Origin of the sequence: Micromonospora chokoriensis (genome assembly GCF_000718555.1) — a bacterium.
Taxonomy (GTDB): Bacteria; Actinomycetota; Actinomycetes; order Mycobacteriales; family Micromonosporaceae; genus Micromonospora; species Micromonospora chokoriensis_B.
The window spans coordinates 108,393-129,048 of the sequence record NZ_JOAN01000003.1 but is presented as its reverse complement, the minus strand read 5'-3'; the positions used below and the strand labels follow the sequence as shown (position 1 = coordinate 129,048).

26 protein-coding genes are annotated in these 20,656 nt (G+C 69.4%); 25 read left to right on the top strand and 1 reads right to left on the bottom strand.

All coding sequences use genetic code 11. From position 1 onward, the window contains the following. The first annotated feature begins 23 nt into the window (after nucleotides 1–23). The 24 genes from IF46_RS0106055 to IF46_RS0105940 all read left to right on the top strand — a co-directional run bounded on the left by IF46_RS0106055 (nucleotide 24) and on the right by IF46_RS0105940 (nucleotide 19,452). Nucleotides 24–470: a hypothetical protein gene (locus IF46_RS0106055; RefSeq protein WP_030487284.1), complete on the top strand. Its 447-nt coding sequence runs from the start codon at nucleotides 24–26 to the stop codon at nucleotides 468–470. Next, entirely contained in the window at nucleotides 467–1,486 is a 1,020-nt protein-coding gene (locus tag IF46_RS0106050; protein ID WP_030487283.1) for a site-specific integrase, read from the top strand. The genes IF46_RS0106055 and IF46_RS0106050 overlap by 4 nt, the downstream gene beginning before the upstream one ends. An 11-nt stretch (nucleotides 1,487–1,497) precedes the next feature. Beyond that, nucleotides 1,498–1,851, top strand: a complete 354-nt coding sequence (locus IF46_RS0106045; protein WP_030487282.1) for a hypothetical protein — start codon at nucleotides 1,498–1,500, stop codon at nucleotides 1,849–1,851. 26 nt (nucleotides 1,852–1,877) lie between these two features. Then, nucleotides 1,878–2,159, top strand: coding sequence for a hypothetical protein (locus IF46_RS0106040; RefSeq protein ID WP_030487281.1), 282 nt, complete (start codon nucleotides 1,878–1,880; stop codon nucleotides 2,157–2,159). A 100-nt stretch (nucleotides 2,160–2,259) separates the two neighbouring features. Continuing rightward, nucleotides 2,260–3,228 (top strand): hypothetical protein, encoded by a 969-nt coding sequence (locus tag IF46_RS0106035; RefSeq protein ID WP_030487280.1) that lies wholly within the window; start codon nucleotides 2,260–2,262, stop codon nucleotides 3,226–3,228. A 959-nt stretch (nucleotides 3,229–4,187) separates the two neighbouring features. Next, the gene (locus tag IF46_RS32280; RefSeq protein ID WP_051723711.1) at nucleotides 4,188–4,616 is read left to right on the top strand and encodes a hypothetical protein; all 429 of its coding nucleotides are present in this window, start codon (nucleotides 4,188–4,190) and stop codon (nucleotides 4,614–4,616) included. 16 nt (nucleotides 4,617–4,632) lie between these two features. Next, complete coding sequence (locus IF46_RS0106025; RefSeq protein WP_051723710.1) at nucleotides 4,633–6,105, top strand: hypothetical protein; 1,473 nt, start codon at nucleotides 4,633–4,635, stop codon at nucleotides 6,103–6,105. Continuing rightward, complete coding sequence (locus tag IF46_RS34255; protein WP_157562675.1) at nucleotides 6,096–6,317, top strand: hypothetical protein; 222 nt, start codon at nucleotides 6,096–6,098, stop codon at nucleotides 6,315–6,317. Before IF46_RS0106025 ends, IF46_RS34255 begins: the two co-directional genes overlap by 10 nt. Continuing rightward, nucleotides 6,314–7,669: a phage portal protein gene (locus tag IF46_RS0106015; RefSeq protein ID WP_051723709.1), complete on the top strand. Its 1,356-nt coding sequence runs from the start codon at nucleotides 6,314–6,316 to the stop codon at nucleotides 7,667–7,669. Before IF46_RS34255 ends, IF46_RS0106015 begins: the two co-directional genes overlap by 4 nt. Continuing rightward, nucleotides 7,666–8,463 carry an HK97 family phage prohead protease gene (locus IF46_RS0106010; protein ID WP_030487275.1) on the top strand — a complete coding sequence of 266 codons (798 nt, stop codon included), beginning with the start codon at nucleotides 7,666–7,668 and terminating at the stop codon, nucleotides 8,461–8,463. Before IF46_RS0106015 ends, IF46_RS0106010 begins: the two co-directional genes overlap by 4 nt. 5 nt (nucleotides 8,464–8,468) lie before the next feature. Further along, entirely contained in the window at nucleotides 8,469–9,926 is a 1,458-nt protein-coding gene (locus IF46_RS0106005; RefSeq protein WP_051723708.1) for a phage major capsid protein, read from the top strand. A 14-nt stretch (nucleotides 9,927–9,940) separates the two neighbouring features. Further along, nucleotides 9,941–10,576 (top strand): hypothetical protein, encoded by a 636-nt coding sequence (locus IF46_RS0106000; RefSeq protein ID WP_030487273.1) that lies wholly within the window; start codon nucleotides 9,941–9,943, stop codon nucleotides 10,574–10,576. 70 nt (nucleotides 10,577–10,646) lie between these two features. After that, nucleotides 10,647–11,255, top strand: a complete 609-nt coding sequence (locus tag IF46_RS0105995) for a phage gp6-like head-tail connector protein (RefSeq protein ID WP_030487272.1) — start codon at nucleotides 10,647–10,649, stop codon at nucleotides 11,253–11,255. Nucleotide 11,256: 1 nt separating this feature from the next. Next, nucleotides 11,257–11,685, top strand: coding sequence for a hypothetical protein (locus IF46_RS0105990; RefSeq protein WP_232233952.1), 429 nt, complete (start codon nucleotides 11,257–11,259; stop codon nucleotides 11,683–11,685). A gap of 3 nt (nucleotides 11,686–11,688) precedes the next feature. After that, nucleotides 11,689–11,856: a hypothetical protein gene (locus IF46_RS34250; RefSeq protein ID WP_157562670.1), complete on the top strand. Its 168-nt coding sequence runs from the start codon at nucleotides 11,689–11,691 to the stop codon at nucleotides 11,854–11,856. Then, nucleotides 11,853–12,581, top strand: a complete 729-nt coding sequence (locus tag IF46_RS0105980; protein ID WP_030487270.1) for a hypothetical protein — start codon at nucleotides 11,853–11,855, stop codon at nucleotides 12,579–12,581. Before IF46_RS34250 ends, IF46_RS0105980 begins: the two co-directional genes overlap by 4 nt. A gap of 70 nt (nucleotides 12,582–12,651) precedes the next feature. Continuing rightward, entirely contained in the window at nucleotides 12,652–13,059 is a 408-nt protein-coding gene (locus IF46_RS0105975) for a hypothetical protein (protein ID WP_030487269.1), read from the top strand. Between the two features lie 3 nt (nucleotides 13,060–13,062). Continuing rightward, nucleotides 13,063–13,575 (top strand): hypothetical protein, encoded by a 513-nt coding sequence (locus IF46_RS0105970; RefSeq protein ID WP_030487268.1) that lies wholly within the window; start codon nucleotides 13,063–13,065, stop codon nucleotides 13,573–13,575. A 3-nt stretch (nucleotides 13,576–13,578) separates the two neighbouring features. Continuing rightward, on the top strand, nucleotides 13,579–13,965 hold the full coding sequence (locus IF46_RS0105965; RefSeq protein WP_051723706.1) for a hypothetical protein: 387 nt from the start codon (nucleotides 13,579–13,581) through the stop codon (nucleotides 13,963–13,965). 17 nt (nucleotides 13,966–13,982) lie between these two features. Then, nucleotides 13,983–14,153: a hypothetical protein gene (locus tag IF46_RS34245; RefSeq protein ID WP_157562666.1), complete on the top strand. Its 171-nt coding sequence runs from the start codon at nucleotides 13,983–13,985 to the stop codon at nucleotides 14,151–14,153. Further along, nucleotides 14,146–16,143 (top strand): hypothetical protein, encoded by a 1,998-nt coding sequence (locus IF46_RS0105955; protein WP_051723705.1) that lies wholly within the window; start codon nucleotides 14,146–14,148, stop codon nucleotides 16,141–16,143. The genes IF46_RS34245 and IF46_RS0105955 overlap by 8 nt, the downstream gene beginning before the upstream one ends. After that, nucleotides 16,140–17,411: a hypothetical protein gene (locus tag IF46_RS0105950; RefSeq protein WP_157562662.1), complete on the top strand. Its 1,272-nt coding sequence runs from the start codon at nucleotides 16,140–16,142 to the stop codon at nucleotides 17,409–17,411. The genes IF46_RS0105955 and IF46_RS0105950 overlap by 4 nt, the downstream gene beginning before the upstream one ends. 10 nt (nucleotides 17,412–17,421) lie before the next feature. Continuing rightward, nucleotides 17,422–18,039, top strand: a complete 618-nt coding sequence (locus tag IF46_RS0105945; protein WP_030487264.1) for a hypothetical protein — start codon at nucleotides 17,422–17,424, stop codon at nucleotides 18,037–18,039. Between the two features lie 15 nt (nucleotides 18,040–18,054). After that, nucleotides 18,055–19,452, top strand: a complete 1,398-nt coding sequence (locus tag IF46_RS0105940) for a hypothetical protein (protein ID WP_030487263.1) — start codon at nucleotides 18,055–18,057, stop codon at nucleotides 19,450–19,452. 139 nt (nucleotides 19,453–19,591) lie between these two features. Here IF46_RS0105940 and IF46_RS35085 read toward each other — a convergent pair whose 3' ends face one another. After that, nucleotides 19,592–19,810 carry a hypothetical protein gene (locus tag IF46_RS35085; RefSeq protein ID WP_157562659.1) on the bottom strand — a complete coding sequence of 73 codons (219 nt, stop codon included), beginning with the start codon at nucleotides 19,808–19,810 and terminating at the stop codon, nucleotides 19,592–19,594. A gap of 21 nt (nucleotides 19,811–19,831) precedes the next feature. On the opposite strand from IF46_RS35085, the gene IF46_RS0105925 reads away from it, so the two are divergent. Further along, nucleotides 19,832–20,617: a hypothetical protein gene (locus IF46_RS0105925; protein ID WP_157562656.1), complete on the top strand. Its 786-nt coding sequence runs from the start codon at nucleotides 19,832–19,834 to the stop codon at nucleotides 20,615–20,617. Nucleotides 20,618–20,656 lie beyond the last annotated feature (39 nt).

The window sequence follows — 20,656 nt, the reverse complement described above, 5'->3', positions numbered from 1 at the left end:
AAGGACCAGAAAGAGAGATCGACATGACGACCGACGGCAGCCGCAACAGCGAACTGAAGCAGGTACGTGCCGAGCGGGACTGGTTGTTCGCCGCCGCCAACTACGACACGCGGATGCGATTTCTCGCATGGGTGGCCGAGTCACACCAAGCGGAGGAGGCCAAGGCGGACGCGCTGAAGGGCCGAGGCTTCATCGTCTTTGCCAACGACACCGTCGATGAGATCGACGAGGGCGACGAGGTCAGCACCTGGACCGCACCCGGCCTGTACGACGCGCTGGCGTTCGCCGGGTACGCGCGGACCTCGGACCCGGACACGAAGACGTTCGACGGCTGTATCGACCTACGTACCGACGGCAGGACGGTCGTCATCTTCACGACTGGCAAGAAGCCGTACGAGCACGTCCTGCCCGCCGAGGTGGCCGAGGTCTTCCTGCGCTGGTACTGGGACAACGCCGAGGCCCAGCCGTGAGCGACCTGACCCCGGTCGACTGGGCACCCGCCACCCGCGACACCCACCTCTCCGACGACGCCTGGGCCCTCATCGACGAAGCCACCCCACCCAGCACCCGCCGCGCCTACCGCGAAGAGTGGAACCGCTTCACCCGCTGGTGCGACACCGAACAACGCACCCCACTACCCGCCACCGCCCAAACCCTCGCCCAATACGCCGCGCACCTCGCCGGCCGCGACCTCGCACCATCCAGCATCGGCAAAGCCATGGCCGCCATCACCAAAGCCCACCAGACCGCCGGCCACGGTGAGCCCGACCGGCGCGGAGCCCGGGAGGTCCTGCGCGGCTACCGACGCCGCTACGCCCGCACCGGCGGCACCACCAAACGGGCACCCGCCCTCACCCTCGACGCCCTACGCGCCATGGTCGCCACCCTCGACCCGGCCACCCTCGTCGGTGTCCGCGACCGCGCCATCATCGTCCTCGGCTTCGCCATGGGAGCCCGCCGCAGCGAGATCGCCGCCCTCAACCTGACCGACCTCGAACCCCACCCCGAGGGCATCCAGGTCACCGTGCGCCTGTCCAAGACCGACAAGGACGGCACCGGACGGATCGTCGCCGTGCCGTACGGCTCCAACATCGCCACCTGTCCCGTGCGCAGCGTGGCCCAGTGGCGGGAAGCCCTCGCCCACCACGGACGCGACACCGGGCCGCTGTTCCTGCGCATCGACCGGCACGGCCGCCTCGGGCACGTCGCCACCGGCAAAGGCGACCCCGACGGGCGCATCACCGGCGAAACCGTCGCCGCGATCGTCCGCCGCGCCGCCGAGGCCGCCGGCCTGGACGCCGCGCAGGCGTACTCGGGGCACTCGCTGCGGCGCGGGTTCGCCACCGCCGCGTACTCCGCCCCCGACGCCGACCTGGTCCGGATCGCCCGGCACGGCGGCTGGAAGGAGGGCTCCGCCGCGCTGTTCGGCTACCTGGAGGAAGTGGACCGCTGGCGGAAGAACCCCGCCGCCGGCATCGGCCTGTGAAGGAGACACCCATGGACGACATGCAGCGCTACCGCGAGATCCGCGACAACGCCGACCCCGAAGACCCGGTGAAGACCCTCCGCCTGTCGCTGATCGTCGCCTGCGACGAGGCGCTCGCCGAGGCGATCCGGCTGGAGCGGCAGGGCAAGCCCGGCAAGGTGCGGGCGCTGGGCTTCACCGAGACCGCCGACCTGCTGGAGCGGGCCGAGTCGGCGATCCGTCGGCAGGTGGCCGCCGAGATACGGGTCGAGGCCGCGCGGTCTGAGGAGCAGGACGGCAAGGGCTACACGTACGCCTACGGATTCGCCGACGCGGCTGACTTCGTAGCCCGTCACCTGACCGACGACACCACCGCGCCGCGCTGAGCGGCACCAACGAGGAGGACAACGACATGATCGTCACCGTCACACCAACCATCGGAGATGGCACCGTCGTCCGCTGGTACTACGACGCCGACGCACTCGCGGACCTGCACGGCATCGAGCCGATGGTCAGCGCGTCTCGCAACGGCGTCCGCATCGGGACGTACCTGCACTGCGTGCCCGACGAGATCATGACCACCGCGCAGGACGCGTACGAGCAGCTGCGACGCGACAGCGACGCCGACCTCAAGCACCTCGCCACCCACACGCGGGCTGGCCTGTTCGCACCGCTGGTGCCGGTGACCCCGTAAACGACGGTGGGCCAGCACCTCGCCGATGCTGGCCCACCCCGGACACCCCGTAGGACGCCCGCACTGATCACCGGCCAGCCTACAAGGGGGGACCCGAACCATGACGATCCTCTGCGTCGCCGCGCACTGCGGCATGCCGCACCACCACACCGACGACTGCACCGACCCGGACTGCCATGGCTGCCTGCCCCGCCTGGCCGCCGACGGGCTTCGCCTGTGCGAGGTGGACACCCGTCGTCTCGCCGAGGACGCCCGCACCGCCGCCGTGCTGTACGACGACCTGGCGCTCACCCTGATGCCGGGCGGTCGCGGCGGTGAGCGGGTGTCGACGTCCAGCACCGGCGCGCCCATCCCCGACAGCGGCGTCATGGAGGCTCGGGACGCCATCTACAGCACCCTCACCGCACTGGTCCGGTTCATCTCCGAAGAGCGAGGCATCGTCATCCCGTGGGAGTGGCGCACGGAGACGCTGCCGGAGGGCTTTATTGGCCCGCCACGGCGCATTCGGGTCGGGGTGGGGTACGCATCCGCCCTGAGCGCGTACATCGCCACACACACCGTCTGGCTGGCCGCGCACCCCGCTGCTGACGAGCACGCCCGGGATCTGCGGGACATCGCCTCCGACCCGCGCACCCGACGTCTCGCCTACCCGGCCGGCTCGGACCGGTTGTACATCGGGGACTGCCCGCTCATCGTCCGCGACCTCGACGGCGTGGAGTCCGTATGCGGGACGCGGGTGTACCAGCACGGTGAGCAACTGCTGATCCAGTGCGCCGGCTGCGGCACCGACGAGACCGTGGAGTGGTGGCAGCGGCAGATCGTGGGCGAGGTGACGGCCACGGTGGACGCGTACGCGGCGGCGGCCGACCTGGCGCTGCGGCACCACCGGCCGGTGGATCCGGCGTTGCTGCGGAAGTGGGCGTCGTTGGAGGCGCGCAAGGCGGAACGCAACGAGGCGTACCAGCCGCGCATCAACCGGTGCGGGAAGGATGAGCGAGGCCGGACCCTGTACGACCTGAAGGAGCTGCGTGACTACGCGGAGCGGGTGTGGGCGGCGGTGGCCGCGTGAGTACCGCGACGTTCGGCCGCTGGTGCTTCACAGGGGGCTGGGTGTTCATGGCTGCCTTGACGGCTGCCTGGCGGCTAACGGACTGGCCGGACTGGGTAGGCGCATCCGTCGTCGTCGTGGTCGGCCTCTGCTCGTTCCGCCTGATAGATCGGCTGGCACCGCCAGCGCGCCAGCTTGACACTGATCGTTCACACCCCGATTCTTAGGGTGGCTGAAATGCGATAGCGCCACACGACTCCGAAGCCCCGCCGTTTCCCCCGAGATGGCGGGGCTTCGTCGTACCCGGGGGCGGGATAGCGGACAGGCTGACTGTGGCGGACAGCCTGCCCGCACCGCACAGCGGGGGGCGCAACAAACCCGGGGGCATCACGCTGAGGGGGCATGGCATGGCCACCACCACCCAGCGAGGCTACGGGTGGGAGCACCAGCAGGCCAGGGCCAAGGCCCTCGCCCACCTGCGCCAGGCAGGCACACTGCCCTGCCCGTTCTGCCACCAACCCATGACCACAGCCATGCGGTTGCACTACGACCACTACCCACCCATCGCCCTCGGTGGTGGTGGACCAGGCACAGTGCGCCGCCTCGCCCATGCGTCATGCAACTGCCGAGCTGGCCAGGAGATAGGCCAGCAGCGCCGTGCACGCACACGCACGCGAGCGAAGCGTAAACCGAAGCCCAACGCGACCAACTCGCGCAGATGGTGACGGTGGGTGAGGGTAGGGGGGCACCCCCGGCACGCAGAGTGACCCTCCATGACCCTTCGCCTTCCGTCAGGCGTCTCTCCCCCCGGCACTGGATCTTGGAGGCGGCTTGTGGGCACCCCGGCAGCTGAGCGGCAACGCAAGTCGCGGGCCCACCGCGCTGGTGACCACTCGCTTTGCGTCGGGGGTCGCTGTGACGCCGTGACAGTCACAGAATCAGTCACGCCGGCCGTCACGCCGGCTGTGACAAAGCCAGCCGTGGACCCGAAGGCGCCGCAGCTCGGGACGCGGGGGCGGCGCCTCTGGAAGCAGTGCACCGACGACGGCGCGGCACTTAAGCCGGCCGAGCGGGTGCTGCTCGAAGAGGCGTGCCGCACCGCCGACCGGCTGGACACCCTCGATCGGATCCTGCGGGGCGACGAGGACGCGTGGATGCGGTTCCGGTCACTGAACGACGACGGGTCGATCGTGTCGGTGGTCGTCAACAACGTGCTGTCGGAGGCCCGGCAGCAGCAGGTAGCGCTCAAGGCGCTGCTGGCCGAGCTACGCACGTCACGAAGCACAGCTGCGGGCCGCGCCGGTGGACGTGGCCGACCGGCCGCCCCGTCAAGCGGCAAGAGAGGCGGCGCCGGTGTTACTGACATCGCCGACCGCATCGCTGCACGGCGCCGCAACGCCGCGGGTTAGCACCCATCCGCCGTACGTGGACACGTTCGGCCCAGACGCGGTCGAGCTGATGGCCCGCTGCGGGCAGGTCATGGACGGCTGGCAGGCCGACGCCTTGGACGTGATGCTCGGCATCCGCCCGGACGGCAAGTGGGCCTGCTTCGAGTACGCCGAGTGGTGCCCGCGCCAGAACGGCAAGGGCGGCATCCTCGAAGCCCGTGCGATGGCCGGCCTGTTCGCGCTCGACGAGCGCCTGATCATGTGGAGCGCTCACGAGGTCAAGACCGCGATGGAGGCGTTCCGGCGCATCCAGTGGCTGCTCGGCCAGATTGGTGAACGGGTAAGCGAAACCCTGTTTGAGGTTGACGGGTCGCTGGTGAAGGTCATCAACCAGAACGGCGACGAGGGGTTGGAGCGGCTCGACACCGGACAGCGCCTGAAGTTCATTGCCCGCAGCAAGGGCAGCGGCCGGGGCTTCTCCGGCGACGTCAACATCATCGACGAGACGTTCGCCTACACCCCAACGCAGCAGGCAGCGCTGATGCCCACCATGTCGGCGCGCCCGAACCCGCAGATCATCTACGCGTCGAGCCCGCCGTTGACCGCGGCAAGCGGCGAGGTGATGTTCGCGCTACGGCTGCGCGGCGACGGGACCGCTCCCCGCCCGAAGGACACGCCTGACTGGGTGCAAGACGAGGCGCTCGGCTACCGCGACTGGGGCCTCAGTGGCGACCTCGACAACCTTGACGGGATCGACCTGGGCGACGAGGTGAACTGGGCCGCGACGAATCCGGCCAAGGAGATCCGCATCAGCCGTGAGCACATCGCCCGCGAGAACAGGGCGATGTCGCCCGAGGACTTCGCCCGTGAGCGCTGCGGGATCTGGCCGCGCTGGTCTGGCAATGAGGTGCCCACGTGGCAGGTGATCGGTGAGCCCGAGTGGGACGCGAAGCGGGACCCGCTCTCGCAACTGGAGGGCAGACCGGCCATCGGCGTTTACGTCCCGCCGGACCGGTCGTACGCGGCGATTGGCCTGGCCGGCGCGAGGCTTGGCGGCGGTCGGCATGTCGAGGTGGCCGGCAACGGCCAGGTTCTGGACTACCGGCCCGGCGTGCGCTGGGTGGTCGCCCGACTCAAGGAGCTGGAGCGGCACGAGCCATCGGTGCTGGTCATTGATGACAAGGCACTGGCTGAAGAGGCCGAAGAGGCTGGCCTGACAGTGCATAAGGCGAACGTGGCTGACGTGGTTACCGGCTGCCAGTTGCTGTACGACGGCGTGGCTGGTCGGGACCTGGCAGGCCGGGATGTGCACCACCTCGGTCAGAAGGAACTCGACGACGCGGTGGCCGGCGCGGTGAAGCGGGACGTGGGCGGTTCGTGGGCATGGGCGCGCCGCGACCTGGCCGTGGACGTAACCACAGCCGCCGCGGTGTCGCTGGCCTTGTTCGGCCATTCGACACCGCGGGTGCACCGCCCGACTACCAGCGAACCGTGGGGAGCGTGGCTGTGAAGCGCAACCCGAGACGGCGGATCAGCCGTGTCATGCGGGCACGGCTCGCCTATTCGATCGGGGTCCTCCTGGTCGCCGTTGGGATCGGGCTGGCGCTCGGTCTTGGCTGGGGTCTTGTGGCTGCCGGCGTCGGGGTGGTCGCCGCCGCCGTGCTGCTCTACGACGTCGACGAGCCGGAGCCGGTCGAGCAGGAGGGGGCGCGGTTCAGGTGACGAACCTCCTGCGTGCCGCAGGCCGATTGCTCGCGACGCGGCACGATGAGCTGCACGGCTTCCAGGGCAACCAGTACTGGGGCTACCCGCTGTCGTCGTGGCGCCCGAACGAAGAGGGCATCGGCTCCGACTTCACCAACCTGGTCAGCCAGGCGTACAAGGCCAACGCCATCGTGTTCGCCTGCGAGCTGACCCGGATCGCTTTGTTCTCCGAGGCGCGCTTCCAGTGGCGGCAGTTGCGCAAGGGTCGACCGGGTGACCTGTTCGGCACCGACGATCTGAGCATCCTGGAGCGCCCCTGGCCGGGTGGTACGACTGGTGACCTGCTGGCCCGGATGTTGCAGGATGCTGACTTCGGCGGATCCGCGTTCGTGGCCCGCCCAGAAGAGCGGCCCGACAGGCTCATGCGGCTACGCCCGGACTGGGTGACGATCGTCATGGGCTCGCAGGACGCGCCTGACGAGGCGAACGTCGCGATGGACGCCGACTTCCTGGGCGTTATGTACCACCCCGGCGGTCAGGGCTCTGGTCGAGCGGCGATTCCGTTGCTGGCCGATGAGGTCGCTCACTTCGCGCCGAACCCCGATCCGCTGGCCGCCTACCGGGGCGTCTCGTGGCTGACGCCGATCCTGTCGGAGATCCAGGCTGACCGGTCCGCAACGGCCCACAAGCTGGCGTTCTTCACCAACGGGGCGACCCCGCAGATGGTCGTGACCCTCGGCGCCGAGGTCAAGCCGGAGGCGTTCAAGGACTTCGTCGCCAAGCTCGACGCCGGGCACCGCGGAGTGAGCAACGCCTACCGCACGCTGGTCCTCGGCGGCGGCGCATCGGTCAACGTGGTCGGCAAGGATCTGGCGCAGCTGGACTTCAAGGCCACCCAGGGTGCTGGGGAGACGCGCATCGCTGCTGCGTCGGGCGTCCACCCGGTGGTTGCGGCGCTGTCGGAGGGTATGGCGGGCAGCAGCCTCAACGCCGGCAACTTCAACGCCGCGAAGCGCCTGGTCGCCGACCGCACACTGCGCCCACTGTGGCGTGGCGCCTGCGCGGCTCTGGCGAACATCGTCCCCGCGCCATCGGGCGCCGAGCTGTGGTTCGACGAGCGGGACATCTCGTTCCTGCAAGAGGATCGCAAAGACGCCGCCGAGATCGAGCAGATCAAGGCGGCGACGATCCGTCAGCTGGTCGACGGGGGCTTCGATCCGAAAACCGTCATCGCCGCCGTTGAGGCCGAGGACATGACCATGCTCCGGCACACCGGCATGTTGTCGGTGCAACTCCAGGCACCGGGCGCGACGCCACCGGCTCGACCGATCAGTTCACAGACGGCACTGGAAGCGGGAGGCACACCGTGAGCGACTTCATCCGCGCTGTCGCGCTCGATGACATCCGGATCCGCTCTGGTGGTACCGGCCGCACCGTCGAGGCGTACGCGGCCATCTTCGACGAGCCGGCGGAAATCATCGACGCCGACGGGCACTACTTCGAGGTGAATCATCGGTCGGCGTTCAACCGCACTATCTCGCGGCACCAGGGCGCCGGGTTTCCGGTGGTCTACAACCACGGCATGACGATTGCTGGCACGCCCAGCGATCGCGGCTCGGTGCCGATCGGCGTCTCGAAGGAGGTGCGGGTAGACGCGCGAGGCGTGCTCACGATCAGCGAGTATGGCAACTCCGAGCTTGCGGACGAGGTTCTCGAAGCCATCCGCATGGGCGCGGTGAAAGCCCAGTCGTACGGCGGGCGCTTCGTCAAGTCGGACCCACAGTTGCGGCCTGGTCAGCAGTACCGGGCCGGCGCGGGCGGGAGACTGCGCACCGTCACCCGTCTTGAGGTGATGATGCGTGAGTTTGGGCCAACGCCGTTCCCGGCATTTGCCGGAGCTGCCATCACCGGTGTCCGAGCGCAGCAGGTGCTCGGCGCTCTCCTTACCGCCCCTGCCGAGCGGCGGCAGGCGCTGCTCGACCAGCTCGACCGGCTGACCCCTCCCCTCGCCGAGGTGGACCCGGACAGTCTGGATCATGTCGACCCTCCGGAAGTCCCGGACACCGTCGAAGCGACCGAAGACTCGCCCTCGCGGCCCTCCGCTCGGTCTGTCCCCCTGAGCACGCGCATCCGCGCTGCTCGACTTACCCGAGGATGGGAGTAGCCCTCATGGGCCTCAAGCGCGCGGATGAGATCCGCACCCGGATGGACTCCATCCGGTCTGACCTGGCAACCCTGGAGAAGCTCGACCAGAACGGCGAGGCCGACGAGACGGCGCACCAGCGCCTCGACGACCTGCTCGCCGAGTCCGACCTGCTCGCCGAGGAACTGAAGCCCCTGGCCGAGCGTGAGGAGCGCATCGCCCGTGTGCAGCGCGCGTCGCTGGTCGAGGCGAACCGCGACGAGCCCGCCGACGAGCCGCGCACCGAGCGCAGCATCTCTGAGCGCGGCGCCCCTGAGCTGGGTCGGCGGCGGTCGATCCGTAACCCGTACGAGAACCTCGACGCCGTTCGCGGTGGACTGGTCGAGCCGGCTGACGTCCGCGCCCGCGCGGTCGCCGCCATCGAGCAGTACGCCGCCCGAAGTGACCATTGGGCGCTCGCCCATGACGGCGCGGAGCAGGCCACGAAGCTGGTCGAGAAGACCGGCGCCCGGTTCGGTACCGCGGTGGCCCGACAGATGCTGATCACCAGCACCCCCGAGTACCTGGCGGCGTTCCAGTCGTACATGGAGGATCCGGGTGGCATGTCGTCTCGGGCGGCGCTGTCGCTGACCCCGGCGAACGGCGGCTACCTGGTGCCGTTCACCCTCGACCCGACGATCATCCTGACGAACAACGGGTCGGCGAACCCCTACCGGGCGTACGCCACGATCAAGACCACGGCCACGAACGACTGGAACGGCGTCACCAGCGCCGGTGTCAGCGCCGAGTGGACCGCGGAGGGCATCGAGGCCGCCGACGCCAGCCCGACCGTCGGTCAGCTGAAGATCACCCCGCAGAAGGCCGACGCGTACCTGTTCGGCTCCTACGAGGTGCTCGGCGACTCCGACATCGCGCAGCAGCTGCCCGAGCTGCTCGCCGACGCCAAGGACCGGCTGGAGGAGTCGGCGTTCGCGGTCGGCACCGGCACCGGCCAACCGTGGGGTGTCCTGGCCCGCGGTACCACCCTCGCCGCCGCTGCTGGTACGGCTGCGACCGGTCCGACCGCCGCATCGGTCTACTCGCTGATGGGTGCCCTGCCGGCCCGCTGGCGCGGCCCGCGGGCGAACAACGTCTGGCTGGCGAACCTGACCACCATCAACGCGCTGCGCAACGTGCCGTCGTTCACCGGCTCGACTACGTCCATCGTCAACGACAACGGCGACGTGCCGACGCTGCTCGGTAAGCCGCTGCTGGAGTCAACCTCGGTGGTCGGCGCGTTCGCGAACGCCGCCAAGGTGCTGGCGTTCGGTGACATGCGCCAGTACTACATCGTCGACCGCATCGGCATGTCCGTGGTCTACGACCCGGTGGTTCTCGGCGCGAACCGTCGCCCCACCGGCCAGGGTGCCTGGTACGCCTTCTGGCGGGTCGGCGCCGACGTTTCGACGGCCGGCGCGTTCCGCGTCCTGACCCTGACCACCTGATCGGAGAGTGAATCATGGCAACCAGCGACCCGAACAAGGCGGGTGCCGCAGCGGCCAGCAAGGCTGAGGCGGCAGGTTCGTCCTCGGCCCGCGCGGCGAAGACGCAGAACCCCGGCGCGGGGGCGGCCCAGTCCGGCGGCGACCAGCGGATTGCGGGCGACGCATCCGTGATCGCCGCACCGGTTCGTGGCGACATCACCGTCACAGAGGGCCAGTCGGCGCCGTTTTCGACCAAGCCGGGCGATGTGCCGGTCGACCCGCGCAGCGGACGGCCGTTCGAGGACAACCCGAGCGACGGCCTGAAGGGCGTGCACGGTGAGGACACCGTCGGCGCGACCGGTCTCGTCGTCCCGGGTGTCGACCCCGACCGGATCCCGGCAGAGGTCACCCCTGGTGTGACGCCGGATGCGGGCGGCGACAAGCTGTTCGCGGCGGCGCTGGCGAAGGCCCCGAGCCTGACTCGGGAGTTCGTCGACAAGATGGGCATCACCGACGAGATGCTCGGGCAGATCGCCCGAGGCGAGGTCCCGCCGCCGCCGGCCATCGGCCCGATCTACACGGCGGACCTGTACCTGACGCCGGGAGGCTGGCAGCAGACCCCGCCCGGGGTGAAGCCGGAGGACGTTGGCAAGAACGCCACCGCCCGCTGACCGAACGACCACTGCGGAACGCCCACCGGTCGCATCAACCGGTGGGCGTTCCCCGCCCCGGGGAGGGTCCATGGCGCTTGGTGACTCGTACGCCACTGTCCCGGAGCTGAAAGCTCGCATGGATGTTGAGGACGCCGTCGACGACGTGCGGCTGGGCGAGGCCCTGGCCACTGCTTCCCGGGAGATCGAGGCGTGGTGTGGGCGCCAGTTCAACAAGACCACTGACGCGTCGGCGCGGCTGTTCGCGCCGGACAGCACCGTGCTGGTGGTGGTCGACGATTTCCACACCACCGCGGGCCTACAGATCGCCGTCGACGCGACCGGGCTTGGCTCGTTCGCTTCGTGGCCACCCAGCGCCTACCGGCTGGAGCCGTTGAACGGGATGGTCGGCGGCCAGCCCGGCTGGCCGTACTACCGCATCCGTCCGCTGGGCGGGTACGGCGCCTTCTGGTGGGGCGTTGACGGGCTAATTCGGGTGACCGCGCAGTGGGGCTGGGATGCGGTTCCGGGCCCTGTCAAGGAGGCATGCCTGATCATGGCCGCCGAGTCGTTCAAGCTAGGTGACGCCCCATTCGGAGTGGCGGGTTTCGGTGAGTTTGGGCCGGTCAGGGTGCGCATGAATAGCCTCGCAGAGCAGAAGCTGGCCCCGTATCGGCGCGACGCGATCCTGGTGAACTGACGTGGCGGCGACGATCGACCAGATCATGACCGCGCTCAAGGTGCGGCTGGGCACCGTCGACGGCCTCCGCGCCTACAGCTACGCACCCGACGACCCGACCCTCGACAAGGCGGCAGCGTTCCCGCTGGTGCCCGAGATTCCGTCCTACCGGGAGGCGATGCGCCGAGGACTGATCGTCTACCCGTTCCGCATTGCGCTGCTGACCGGCGCGCAGCTTGACCGTTCGGGTCAGTTGCGCCTTGCGCAGTACGCCAGCGCGACGGGTGTCCGATCGATCCGCGCGGCGCTGGAAGACGGCGACAAGACCCTCGGCGGCCTGATCGATGACCTGGTGGTCGACAGCTTCAACCCCAACGGCCTGCAAGAGGTGGGCCTTCTCAACTACTACGGCGGCACATTCGCTGTCCGCGTCATGGCGCCGGGAGGGTGAGAGATGGCTGAGCGTAAGAGCCTGCCGAAGTTCGAGGTCATCGGACCTTGCCGGGTGGCGGGGGCGGAGAAGGGCGAGACGGTTCAGCTCGACCCGGCGGAGGTCAACATCGACGCGCTGATCGAAGCTGGACACATTCGTCCGGTGAAGCGGACGGGCGGCCAGGCATGAGCAGCTTCGCTCTGACCGATGCGACGACGTGGGTCGCCGGCTACGACTTCACGACCAACCTCAACCAGATGTCGCTCGCCGTGGAGGCTGAGCAGCTCGACAGCACCACGTTCGGCGGCGGAGGGTTCCGGTCCCGGGCCGGCGGTCTGAAGTCGGTGTCCGCGCAGCTCGCCGGGTACTGGGAGTCCGCCGCGGTGAACGCCCCGGATCCGCAGGCGTTCCCGGATCTGGGTGTCGCCGACCGGGTGGTCACGATGGCACCAACCCCGACGGAGGGGTCGGTGGCCTACTTCGCCCAGTTGGGGAAGTTCGGCTACCAGCTCTTCGGGGCGCAGGGCGAGTTGACCCCGTTCAGCCTGTCCATGGCCAGCACCAACCCGGCCGGGCTGATCCGTGGTCAGGTCGCTAAGGCTAAGGGCAGCGTCTCGGCGACGGGCGCGACCGGCTCGGTGCTGCAACTGGGCACGGTGTCCGGCACCCAGTACCTGTACGCGGTGCTGCACGTCTTCTCGGCTGGCACGACGCTGACGGTTCAGGTGCAGTCGGCCAGCACGGTCGGGTTCGCCTCGCCGACCGTGCGGGGCACGTTCGCGGCGGCGACGACGCAGGGTGGTTTGTGGCTGGCCCGGGTGGCTGGCCCGATCACGGACGCCTACTACCGCCTGAACGTTTCCGCCGTCACTGGCAGCTTCGTCGTCGCCGGGGCCATCGGCATCGGTTCCTGACCACCCGTTCTTTCGCAGCCCCGCCCGGACTGACCGGCGGGGCTGTCGCGTATCCAGAGGGAGATGCACCGTGGGCTCATTCGCCTTCGTCGACGCGGTTGTGACGGTGAACGCCGTCAACCTGTCGCAGTTCGTCCGCCAGGCCACGATCAACGCGTCCGCCGACCAGCTCGACGACACCGCGATGGGTGACACCTTCCGGTCCCGCCTCGGCGGTCTTAAGGACTGGACGATCGCGCTGGAGTTCAACGAGGACTACGCCGCTGGTGCGGTCGACGCCACGCTGTGGCCGCTGCTGGGCACCGTGGTGACGGTGACCGTGAAGGCCACGTCGGCGGCCACCAGCGCCACGAACCCGCTCTACTCCGGGCCGGTGCTCGTGTCGGGTCACACCCCGGTCGGTGGCAGCGTCGGTGACCTGGCCACGGTGGGCGTCACCTGGCAGGGCGCCGGGCCACTGACCCGCGCCACGTCCTGACCGATGGGCATGTCCGTCCGGGTGACCGGGTCGTCAGAGCTTCTCCGGGTGATGACCGTGCTCAAGGAGACCGGGAACACGGGGCTGGGCAAGGGCATGGCCGCCGGTTTCCGACTGGCCACCGCACGGCTCGGTCCGGCGGTTACCGCTGAGGTGCCGAAGGCCATGCCGTCTGGCTACGCGCCGATCCTGGCCCGCAGCCTGCAGTTCCGCACCGAGATCCGGGCGTTCAAACACGTGGCCAGGGTGACGTGGCGGGTCTACGGCGACGGGCAGAAAGAGCGGCGCGACGTGCCGCAGCTCAACCGGGGCATCCTGCGGCACCCCGTGTACGGCCGCTCACGGGCGTTGAAGCGGCACGCCTTGCACAAGGCGACGTCGCGGGTGAATCCGTGGGTGGCGCAGAAGGTCCGTGCCGGGTTTGTGGACCGGCCGGTGGACCGCCTGGGCGTCGACGTGCGCCGCGAGATGGACAAGGTCATCGACGCGGTGGCCGCGAAGATTGCGAGAGGCTGACCGATGAAGCTGCTGCCGGCGATGCGGTTCCGGTTCCACGAGGACGACCACGAGCGGTACGGGTCGGACTGGTGGGTGTACGACGAGGCCGCGCTGGTGCGGGTGCCGGCTCGGGAACTGGTGGAGGTCGAGCGGCAGACCGGCATGGTGCTGCGGGAGATGATGCGCGGTGTCCGTGCGGATTCGACTGCGGCGAACCTCGCGGCAATGTGGGTGGCCCGGCGGCTGGCTGGCGTTCGCGTCAAGCGGGGTGACGACATGGTGCCCGAGCCGTTCGATGGCTTCGAGCCGCTGGTGATCCTGGCCGACTGGGAGCCGGTGCCGGCCGCCGATGATGTGGACCCCCCAGCTTCTGCCTCGTCGACGTCGCCGCCGAACGCGGAGGCGTAGCCGGCCTGCTCGACGAGGTGGGCCCGCGCTTCTCCCGGCATTACGTGGCGATCAGCCCGCCGGTGCTGCGGGAGATGACGTTGCGGGAGATCCACGCGCATCTGCTGCCGCTGGCCCCGACGCCCGCTGATGAGCGGGCTGCCCTGATGGCGCAACACCCGGTGAATCAGGGAGGTCACGGTGGCTGACAAGCGCGACATCTTGATTAGGTTGTTGGGCGAAGAGACCGTCGCCAAGATGGCGGACAGGGCGGGCGGCGGGCTCGATCGGTTCGGCGACAAGCTCGACGCTACGGAGAAGGACGCCGCGGACCTTGACCGGCAGATCGCCGACGTCGAGGACAGCCTGAAGACCCTCGCGGTGGCTTTCGCGCGCACCGGTGACGCCGCTGACCGGATCGACATCACCAAGGCGATCCGTAAGCAGCAGACGGAGTTGCGCAAGCTGACGAAGTCTCGGGATCTGCTGCCCGACTTCGGCAAGGCGGGCGAGGACGCCGCCGAGGGGTTCGGCGCCCAGTTCATCGCCCGGATCGGGCCGATCCTGGCGAAGGCACCGATGGGTGCGACGGGTGGTGTGATCGGCGCGGGTATCGCTGCGGTGGTGGTGCCGATGCTCGGCGCGACCATTGCTGGCGCGGTGCTCGGTGGTGTCGGTGTCGGCGGTGTCGTCGGCGGCGTGAGCTTGGCGGCGAAGGACTCCCGGGTTCAGGCCGCATCCAAGGTGCTCGGGCGGACCATCGTCGGGGACCTTGAGGATTCGGCCGCCCGGTTCGTTGATCCGACCATCCAGGGCATCGCGATCATCCGCGATGAGTGGTCCGAGGCGGCCAGCGACGTCGACGACATGTTCGCGGCGACGTCCCGCTATGTGGTGCCGCTGGCGCGGGGTATCGGCGGCCTGGTCCGCGAGATCGGCCCGGGGCTGCGTCAGGCGGCGGAGGCGGCTGGCCCGGTGGTGCGGGAGCTGTCCGAGGGCCTGCCTCGCATCGGTGACGCGATCTCGGATGCCCTGTCTGACATCTCGGGTAGCGCCGATGAGGGCGCGTCGGCGGTGCGTGGCCTGCTGATGGGCCTGGAGTCGGGGATTCGGACGACCGGAACTTTCGTTGCCGGCCTGTCCGACGTCTACCGCGCGTTGGTGAAGACCGGGCAGGGTGGTGCCCACTTCGCCGAGGGCATGGCCGGGTGGCTGCCGATCGTCGGGGACAAGATCACCGACAACCGTGAGCGGATGGACGAGCTCGCGGCCGCCCTGGAGGGTGGCGGCGAAGAGGGCCAGGAGGCGGGGGACAGTATCTTCGGTGGGCTGATGAAGGCCGCCGAGGGTGCGAAGACTGCTGATGTCGAGGTGAAGGCGTTCACGGACACCCTGGCCGAGCTGCGTGACCAGACGTTGGCGATGTACAACACCGAGATCGCGTTCGAGCGCAGCCTTGATGAGACGGCGGAGGCGGCGAAGAACGCCAAGCGGGGCATCGACACGAACACCGAGTCGGGCCGTAAGAACATGGAGACGCTGCTCGGGCTGGTGCGGGAGACGAAGGCCCACGCGTCTGCTGTGGCCGAGCGCATGGGGTCTGAAGAGGCTGGTGCGGCGGTCACGGAGCAGGGTCGGGCGGCGTTCCTACGGGCTGCCGACGCGATGAAGGTCGAGAAGGGCGAGGCGAAGCGCCTCGCCGATCAGCTGTTCGGCATTCCGAACGTCAAGCGTGAGGTTGACGTCAAGACGAAGCAGCACCCGATCGACTTGACGACCCTCGCCGGCAGGATCGCCGCGATCAAGAGCAAGAGTGTCGTGATCAGCGTGCACAACAAGATCACCACGACTCGCACCGAGGGGCGCAACGTCGGCATCGGCGATGGCATCGGCGGCCGGGCCTCGGGTGGTCCGATCAAGGCCGGGACACCGTACATGGTGGGTGAGGAAGGGCCGGAGCTGATCACCCCTTCGGCCGACGGGTTCGTCCACGACGCCAAGAAAACCGCGCGGTTGCTCAGCGACTCGCGCTCGGCGGGCGTGGCGCTCGGCGGTGGTGTGGCGGGCGGGCAGACGGTCATCAACAACTACTTCACCGTGAACGTCCCGTCGACGGTAAACCGTGCTGAGGTGGGCCGGGAGGTTGTGGAGGCGGTCAAGGCGTACGAGCGGTCGTCCGGCAAGGGGTGGCGCACGTGAGCGTCCCCGGCGTGGCGGATGTCATCGTCGAGATCGGGTTCACCGGCCCGCTGACCGGCACCCAGCTGCACCTCGACGACGCATCCCGGGGCCTACTGGACACCGGCACGCTGGGCGACGCGGGGCTGTGGTCCGACGTCAGCCCGTGGGTGGCGTCGTTCTCCACCCGGCAGGGCACCACCCGGGTCGACGGGCCGGTCGTGAGGTACGAGGGCGGCACCGCGTCACTGGTACTGCGCAACGAAGATCGCAGGTTCGACCCGACGAACCTCGGCGGCCCGTACGTGGCGGCCGGGGTGACGCAGGTGGAGCCGATGCGGGCCATCCGGTTCCGCGCGGCCTGGGGTGGCGTCACCTACCCGCTGTGGGAAGGCTTCACCGACGAATGGAAGGTCGTCTACACCGGGCCGGAAACCTCGGAGGTGCATCTCACCTGCGTGGACGCGTTCGCGGTGTTCGCCAGCTACGACCGGGGCGCATCAGCACCAGCTGGGGCCAACGAGGGGTCCGGGGCGCGCGTTAACCGGATCCTCAACTCGGTCGGCTGGCCGGCGACGGACCGGCTCATCGACCCCGGACACAGCCAGATGCAGGCGACCACCCTGTCCGACAACGCGCTGGCCGAGCTGCTGCTGACCGCCGACTCGGAGCTGGGCGAGTTGTATATCGACTCGCAGGGGCGGGTGCGGTTCCGGCAGCGGCGGGACCTACTGACGGCCACCAGGTCGAATACACCGCAGGCGGTGTTCGACGACGCTGGTGGTGGTCTGCCGTACCACGACGTGACGGTCTCCTACGACCGGCAGTCGATGTACAACCGGGTGAGCATCGCCCGGGTGGGCGGCAGCGCCCAGGTGGTGGAGGACTCCGCGTCGCGTGACGCGTACCTGACGCGCACCTATTCGCGTACGGATCTGCTGGTGACGACGGAGGCGGCGTCACTCGACTACGCCAACTGGGTGCTGCATCAGGCGTCCAAGCCTGAGCTGCGGTTCGAGGCCATGGTGCTGCTGCCGCAGGGTGACCCGGACGTGCTGTATCCGCAGGCATTGGGCCGTCAGCTCGGCGACCGGGTGACGGTGGTGCGCCGCCCACCAGGTGGTGGGGATCCGATTGATCGGGATGTGCTGGTGCGGGGCATCGAGCACGAGGTGACGCCGGGCGAGTGGCGCACTCAGTGGGTGTTCCAGTCGGCCAGCCGTCTGTCGTTCATGGTGCTGGACAGCCCGACGTTGGGTGTCCTCGACACCAACGCCCTGGGCTACTGAAGGGGGAAGCGTGCCATTCAAGACGTTCACCGTCGGCGAGGTGCTGACGGCCGGCGACGTGAACAACTACCTGGCCAAGCAGGCGGTGATCTCCTGCACCAGCGGCACCCGCCCGTCGTCGCCCGGCGCGGGGATGACGATCTACGAGACGGACACCAACCTGCTGCGGATCTACGACGGGTCGGGGTGGGCGCTGATCGGGCAGTACTGGCCGGCGACCACCACGGACCGGCAGGGCGGCGCGTACACGATCACCAACACGGCATTCGACGTGACTACGACCGGTGGCACGTACGCCTCCTGCGGGTTGGCGTTCACCGCGCCCGTGTCAGGCAGTGCGGTCATTCACTACACGGCGCAGCTGTCGAACAGTGGTGCGTCGTCGTCGACATTCGTCGCCCCCGTGGTGCGCACCGGAGCGGTGGTCGGGTCGGGTTCCAGCGTCCTCGTCGGTACCGACGGCAACGCGGTGAAGAACACCGGGACGACCGACCCCCGTTTCGGCGCGCACTACCTCGTGGCGGGCTTGACCGCCGGCAGCTCGTACAACGTTCGCCTTGAGCACCGCGTTGACGCGGGCACCGGCTCGATCCGCAACCGCAGTGTCACTGTCGCCCCCGTCACCTGATCGGAGAAATAACCTGTGGTCGATTCCGACCTTGTTCGGCTCGTCGATGTCGCCGCCGCTGACCGGCAGTACGCGGTGGCCAACAGTCAGGCTGTGATGGCCGACGTGGGGGGTTTCGTCGAAACCTGGGGCAGCTTGGCCGCCTGGTCGTCGTCCACGTTCGCCCGGGTGCAAGCGGGCCGCCTGTACTCGGACTCGCAGAATGGTCATTCGGGTGCCAACCGGTCGCTCGCGCTCGCCGCTGGGGAGACGATGCGCGCGGTCATCAACGTGCGCACGGTGTCGGGCGGGACGTCGGGCGGTGTGATCGTCGGGGTGTCCAGCGACCCGGCCGGCGCGGAGTTCACCGCCGGGGGTGCTGCGAGCCGTGGCCTGTACTTCCGGACGCAGAGCGGCGACATCGCCGCGTTCACCAACGGCACCGCCACGAGCTTGGCGGCGTTGCCGGCCGGCACCGTGGACTGGACGGTCACGGTCACCGTGGACGACACCTGCCTCTCGGTGGTGGCGGTCTCCGGCAGCACCGAGGTCCGGTACCGCACGTCCCGTGGCACCGTCAACAACCTCGTCGTGTTCAACTCGGACACCCGGGAGCTGGCCGGGTCGAGCATCGGGCCGCTCGGCGTTCGCCGGGGCCTGGTGACGGTGACGCCGAGGTCGGGCATTGAGGGTGTGCGGCGCACCGTGCACTGGACGACCGTCGCAGGCACGTACGGACTGCGGGTGGCCCTGCCGCCGGCATACGACGCGCGCAGGCCGTCGCCGCTGGCGCTGTGCTTCCACGGCAACGGCAGCGATGAAGTCCACTTCAGCGACAATGCGAACGGGCGGGCGGTCGCCGCCGCCCTGTCCGCCGCTGGCTACATCGTGGTGTCCGCCGCGTACACCCCGGGCACGAGCACGTGGGGCAGCGACCGCGGCCTCGACGCCTACGTCCAGGCGTACCGGTACGTGCGTGACCGGTACGCGATCGGCGCGACGGTGCTCTACGGCAACAGCATGGGCGGTCTGGAGTCGCTGCTGACGCTGCGGCGACGGTCTATTCCTGCTGCGGCGTGGGTGGGGACGTCGCCGGTGTGCAGCCTGGCTGCCGCGTACGCCAACCCGGCGTTCACGGCGACGATCGACGCCGCGTACGGCATCAGCGCCAGTCGCCCGTATGCGACGGCGACCGCCGGCCACGACCCGGCCGTCAACGCAGGTGGCTGGGAGTTTCGGGGCTTGCCGATGTTGTTCCTTGCGGCTGCGGATGACGTGCCGGTGCCGCGCTCGCAGCACACGGACGTGCTGGTCCCGGTGCTGGCTGAGGCGTCGAGCGTTGAGGTCATCTCGACGGTCGGCGGGCATTCGTTCGATGTCGCGCCGTACGCGGACGACATCGTGGCGTTCTTCGACGCCGCGCTGGGCCGCTAGTCCCGGAACGACCAGAGCAGCAACGGCAACACCACGGCCACCAGGACGTGAAGCGCGATGAGAATCGCGATCGCGTTCAGCTTGCCACGCCGCTCTTCGTCGGGTGCCGAATCCATGGCCGCCAGTATGCGCCGTCCGGTCAATGGCTCCAGCCGGCTCCACCTTCACCGGCGTCGATGCGCGCCTGGATGTGCGGAGGCAGTTCACCGTCAGGGCTCGCAGCTCGCATCCGATCCAGCACCCCGTTCACGAGGTTGGCGGTGACGACACTGCCGACCGGCACGCCGGCCTCGATGAGTTCTTGGGGCGTCAGTGGGATGCGGTCACCTGCGCGCAGGTGGCGTGGCTGAGAGTCCATAACCCCAGGACAGGAGCCCCAATGGCCCGCGCAGCGAACATGCAGGCCCTGACCAGCGACATCAAGCGCCAGTGGCCCGGCGTCACCGTCTACGGGATCGGCGACGAGGCGCACAAGGCGCGGGCGTCGGACCACAACGAAGACGACACCGCCGGCAGCAAGGCCGCCCAGTCCGACCCGGACGGCCGGGCCGAGCACCGCGCCATCGACATCATGATCGGCAAGGCGTTCACGAAGGCCGACGCTGACGCGCTGGTCGCCCGGATCCTGGCCGACCCGAAGGCACGCGGCCGGCTGTACGGGGTGATCTGGCACGGCTCGCAGTGGTGGCGGTCGAACGGCTGGGCCAGGCAGTCGCGCACCAGCGACCCGCACAACGACCACATCCACTTCAGCGGCCTGGCCGCCGACGACGAGAACACCGCGACCTGGCCCGCAGTGGCCGTGAAGAGAGCCCCGACCAGCAGCGTGGAGGACGACATGACCGCGAAGGCCAGCAGCATCATCGAGGCGTGGGGCGTCGGCGACCCGTCCGTCGAGCCGGTGAAGTGGCGGCAGCGGGACGAGGCGTACCAGGCTGAGGACGTTGCATGGCGCAAGCGGACCGACGCCACCTTGGCCGCCGTGCTCGCCGCAGCCAAGGGCCTCAACACCCAGCAGATCCTGGCCCGCATCGACCAGGTCGCCGCGGCCGAGTCCGAGCGTGACGCCGCCCTGGCCGAGCTGGTGCGCGCCAGCCAGTCCGGGGAGCTGACCGCCGAGCAGGTGCTGGCCAAGCTGCGCGACCTCCTGCCGGCGCAGGGGTGACGCCCCCAGCGCCACCTGAACTGGCCGACCGGAAGGCAG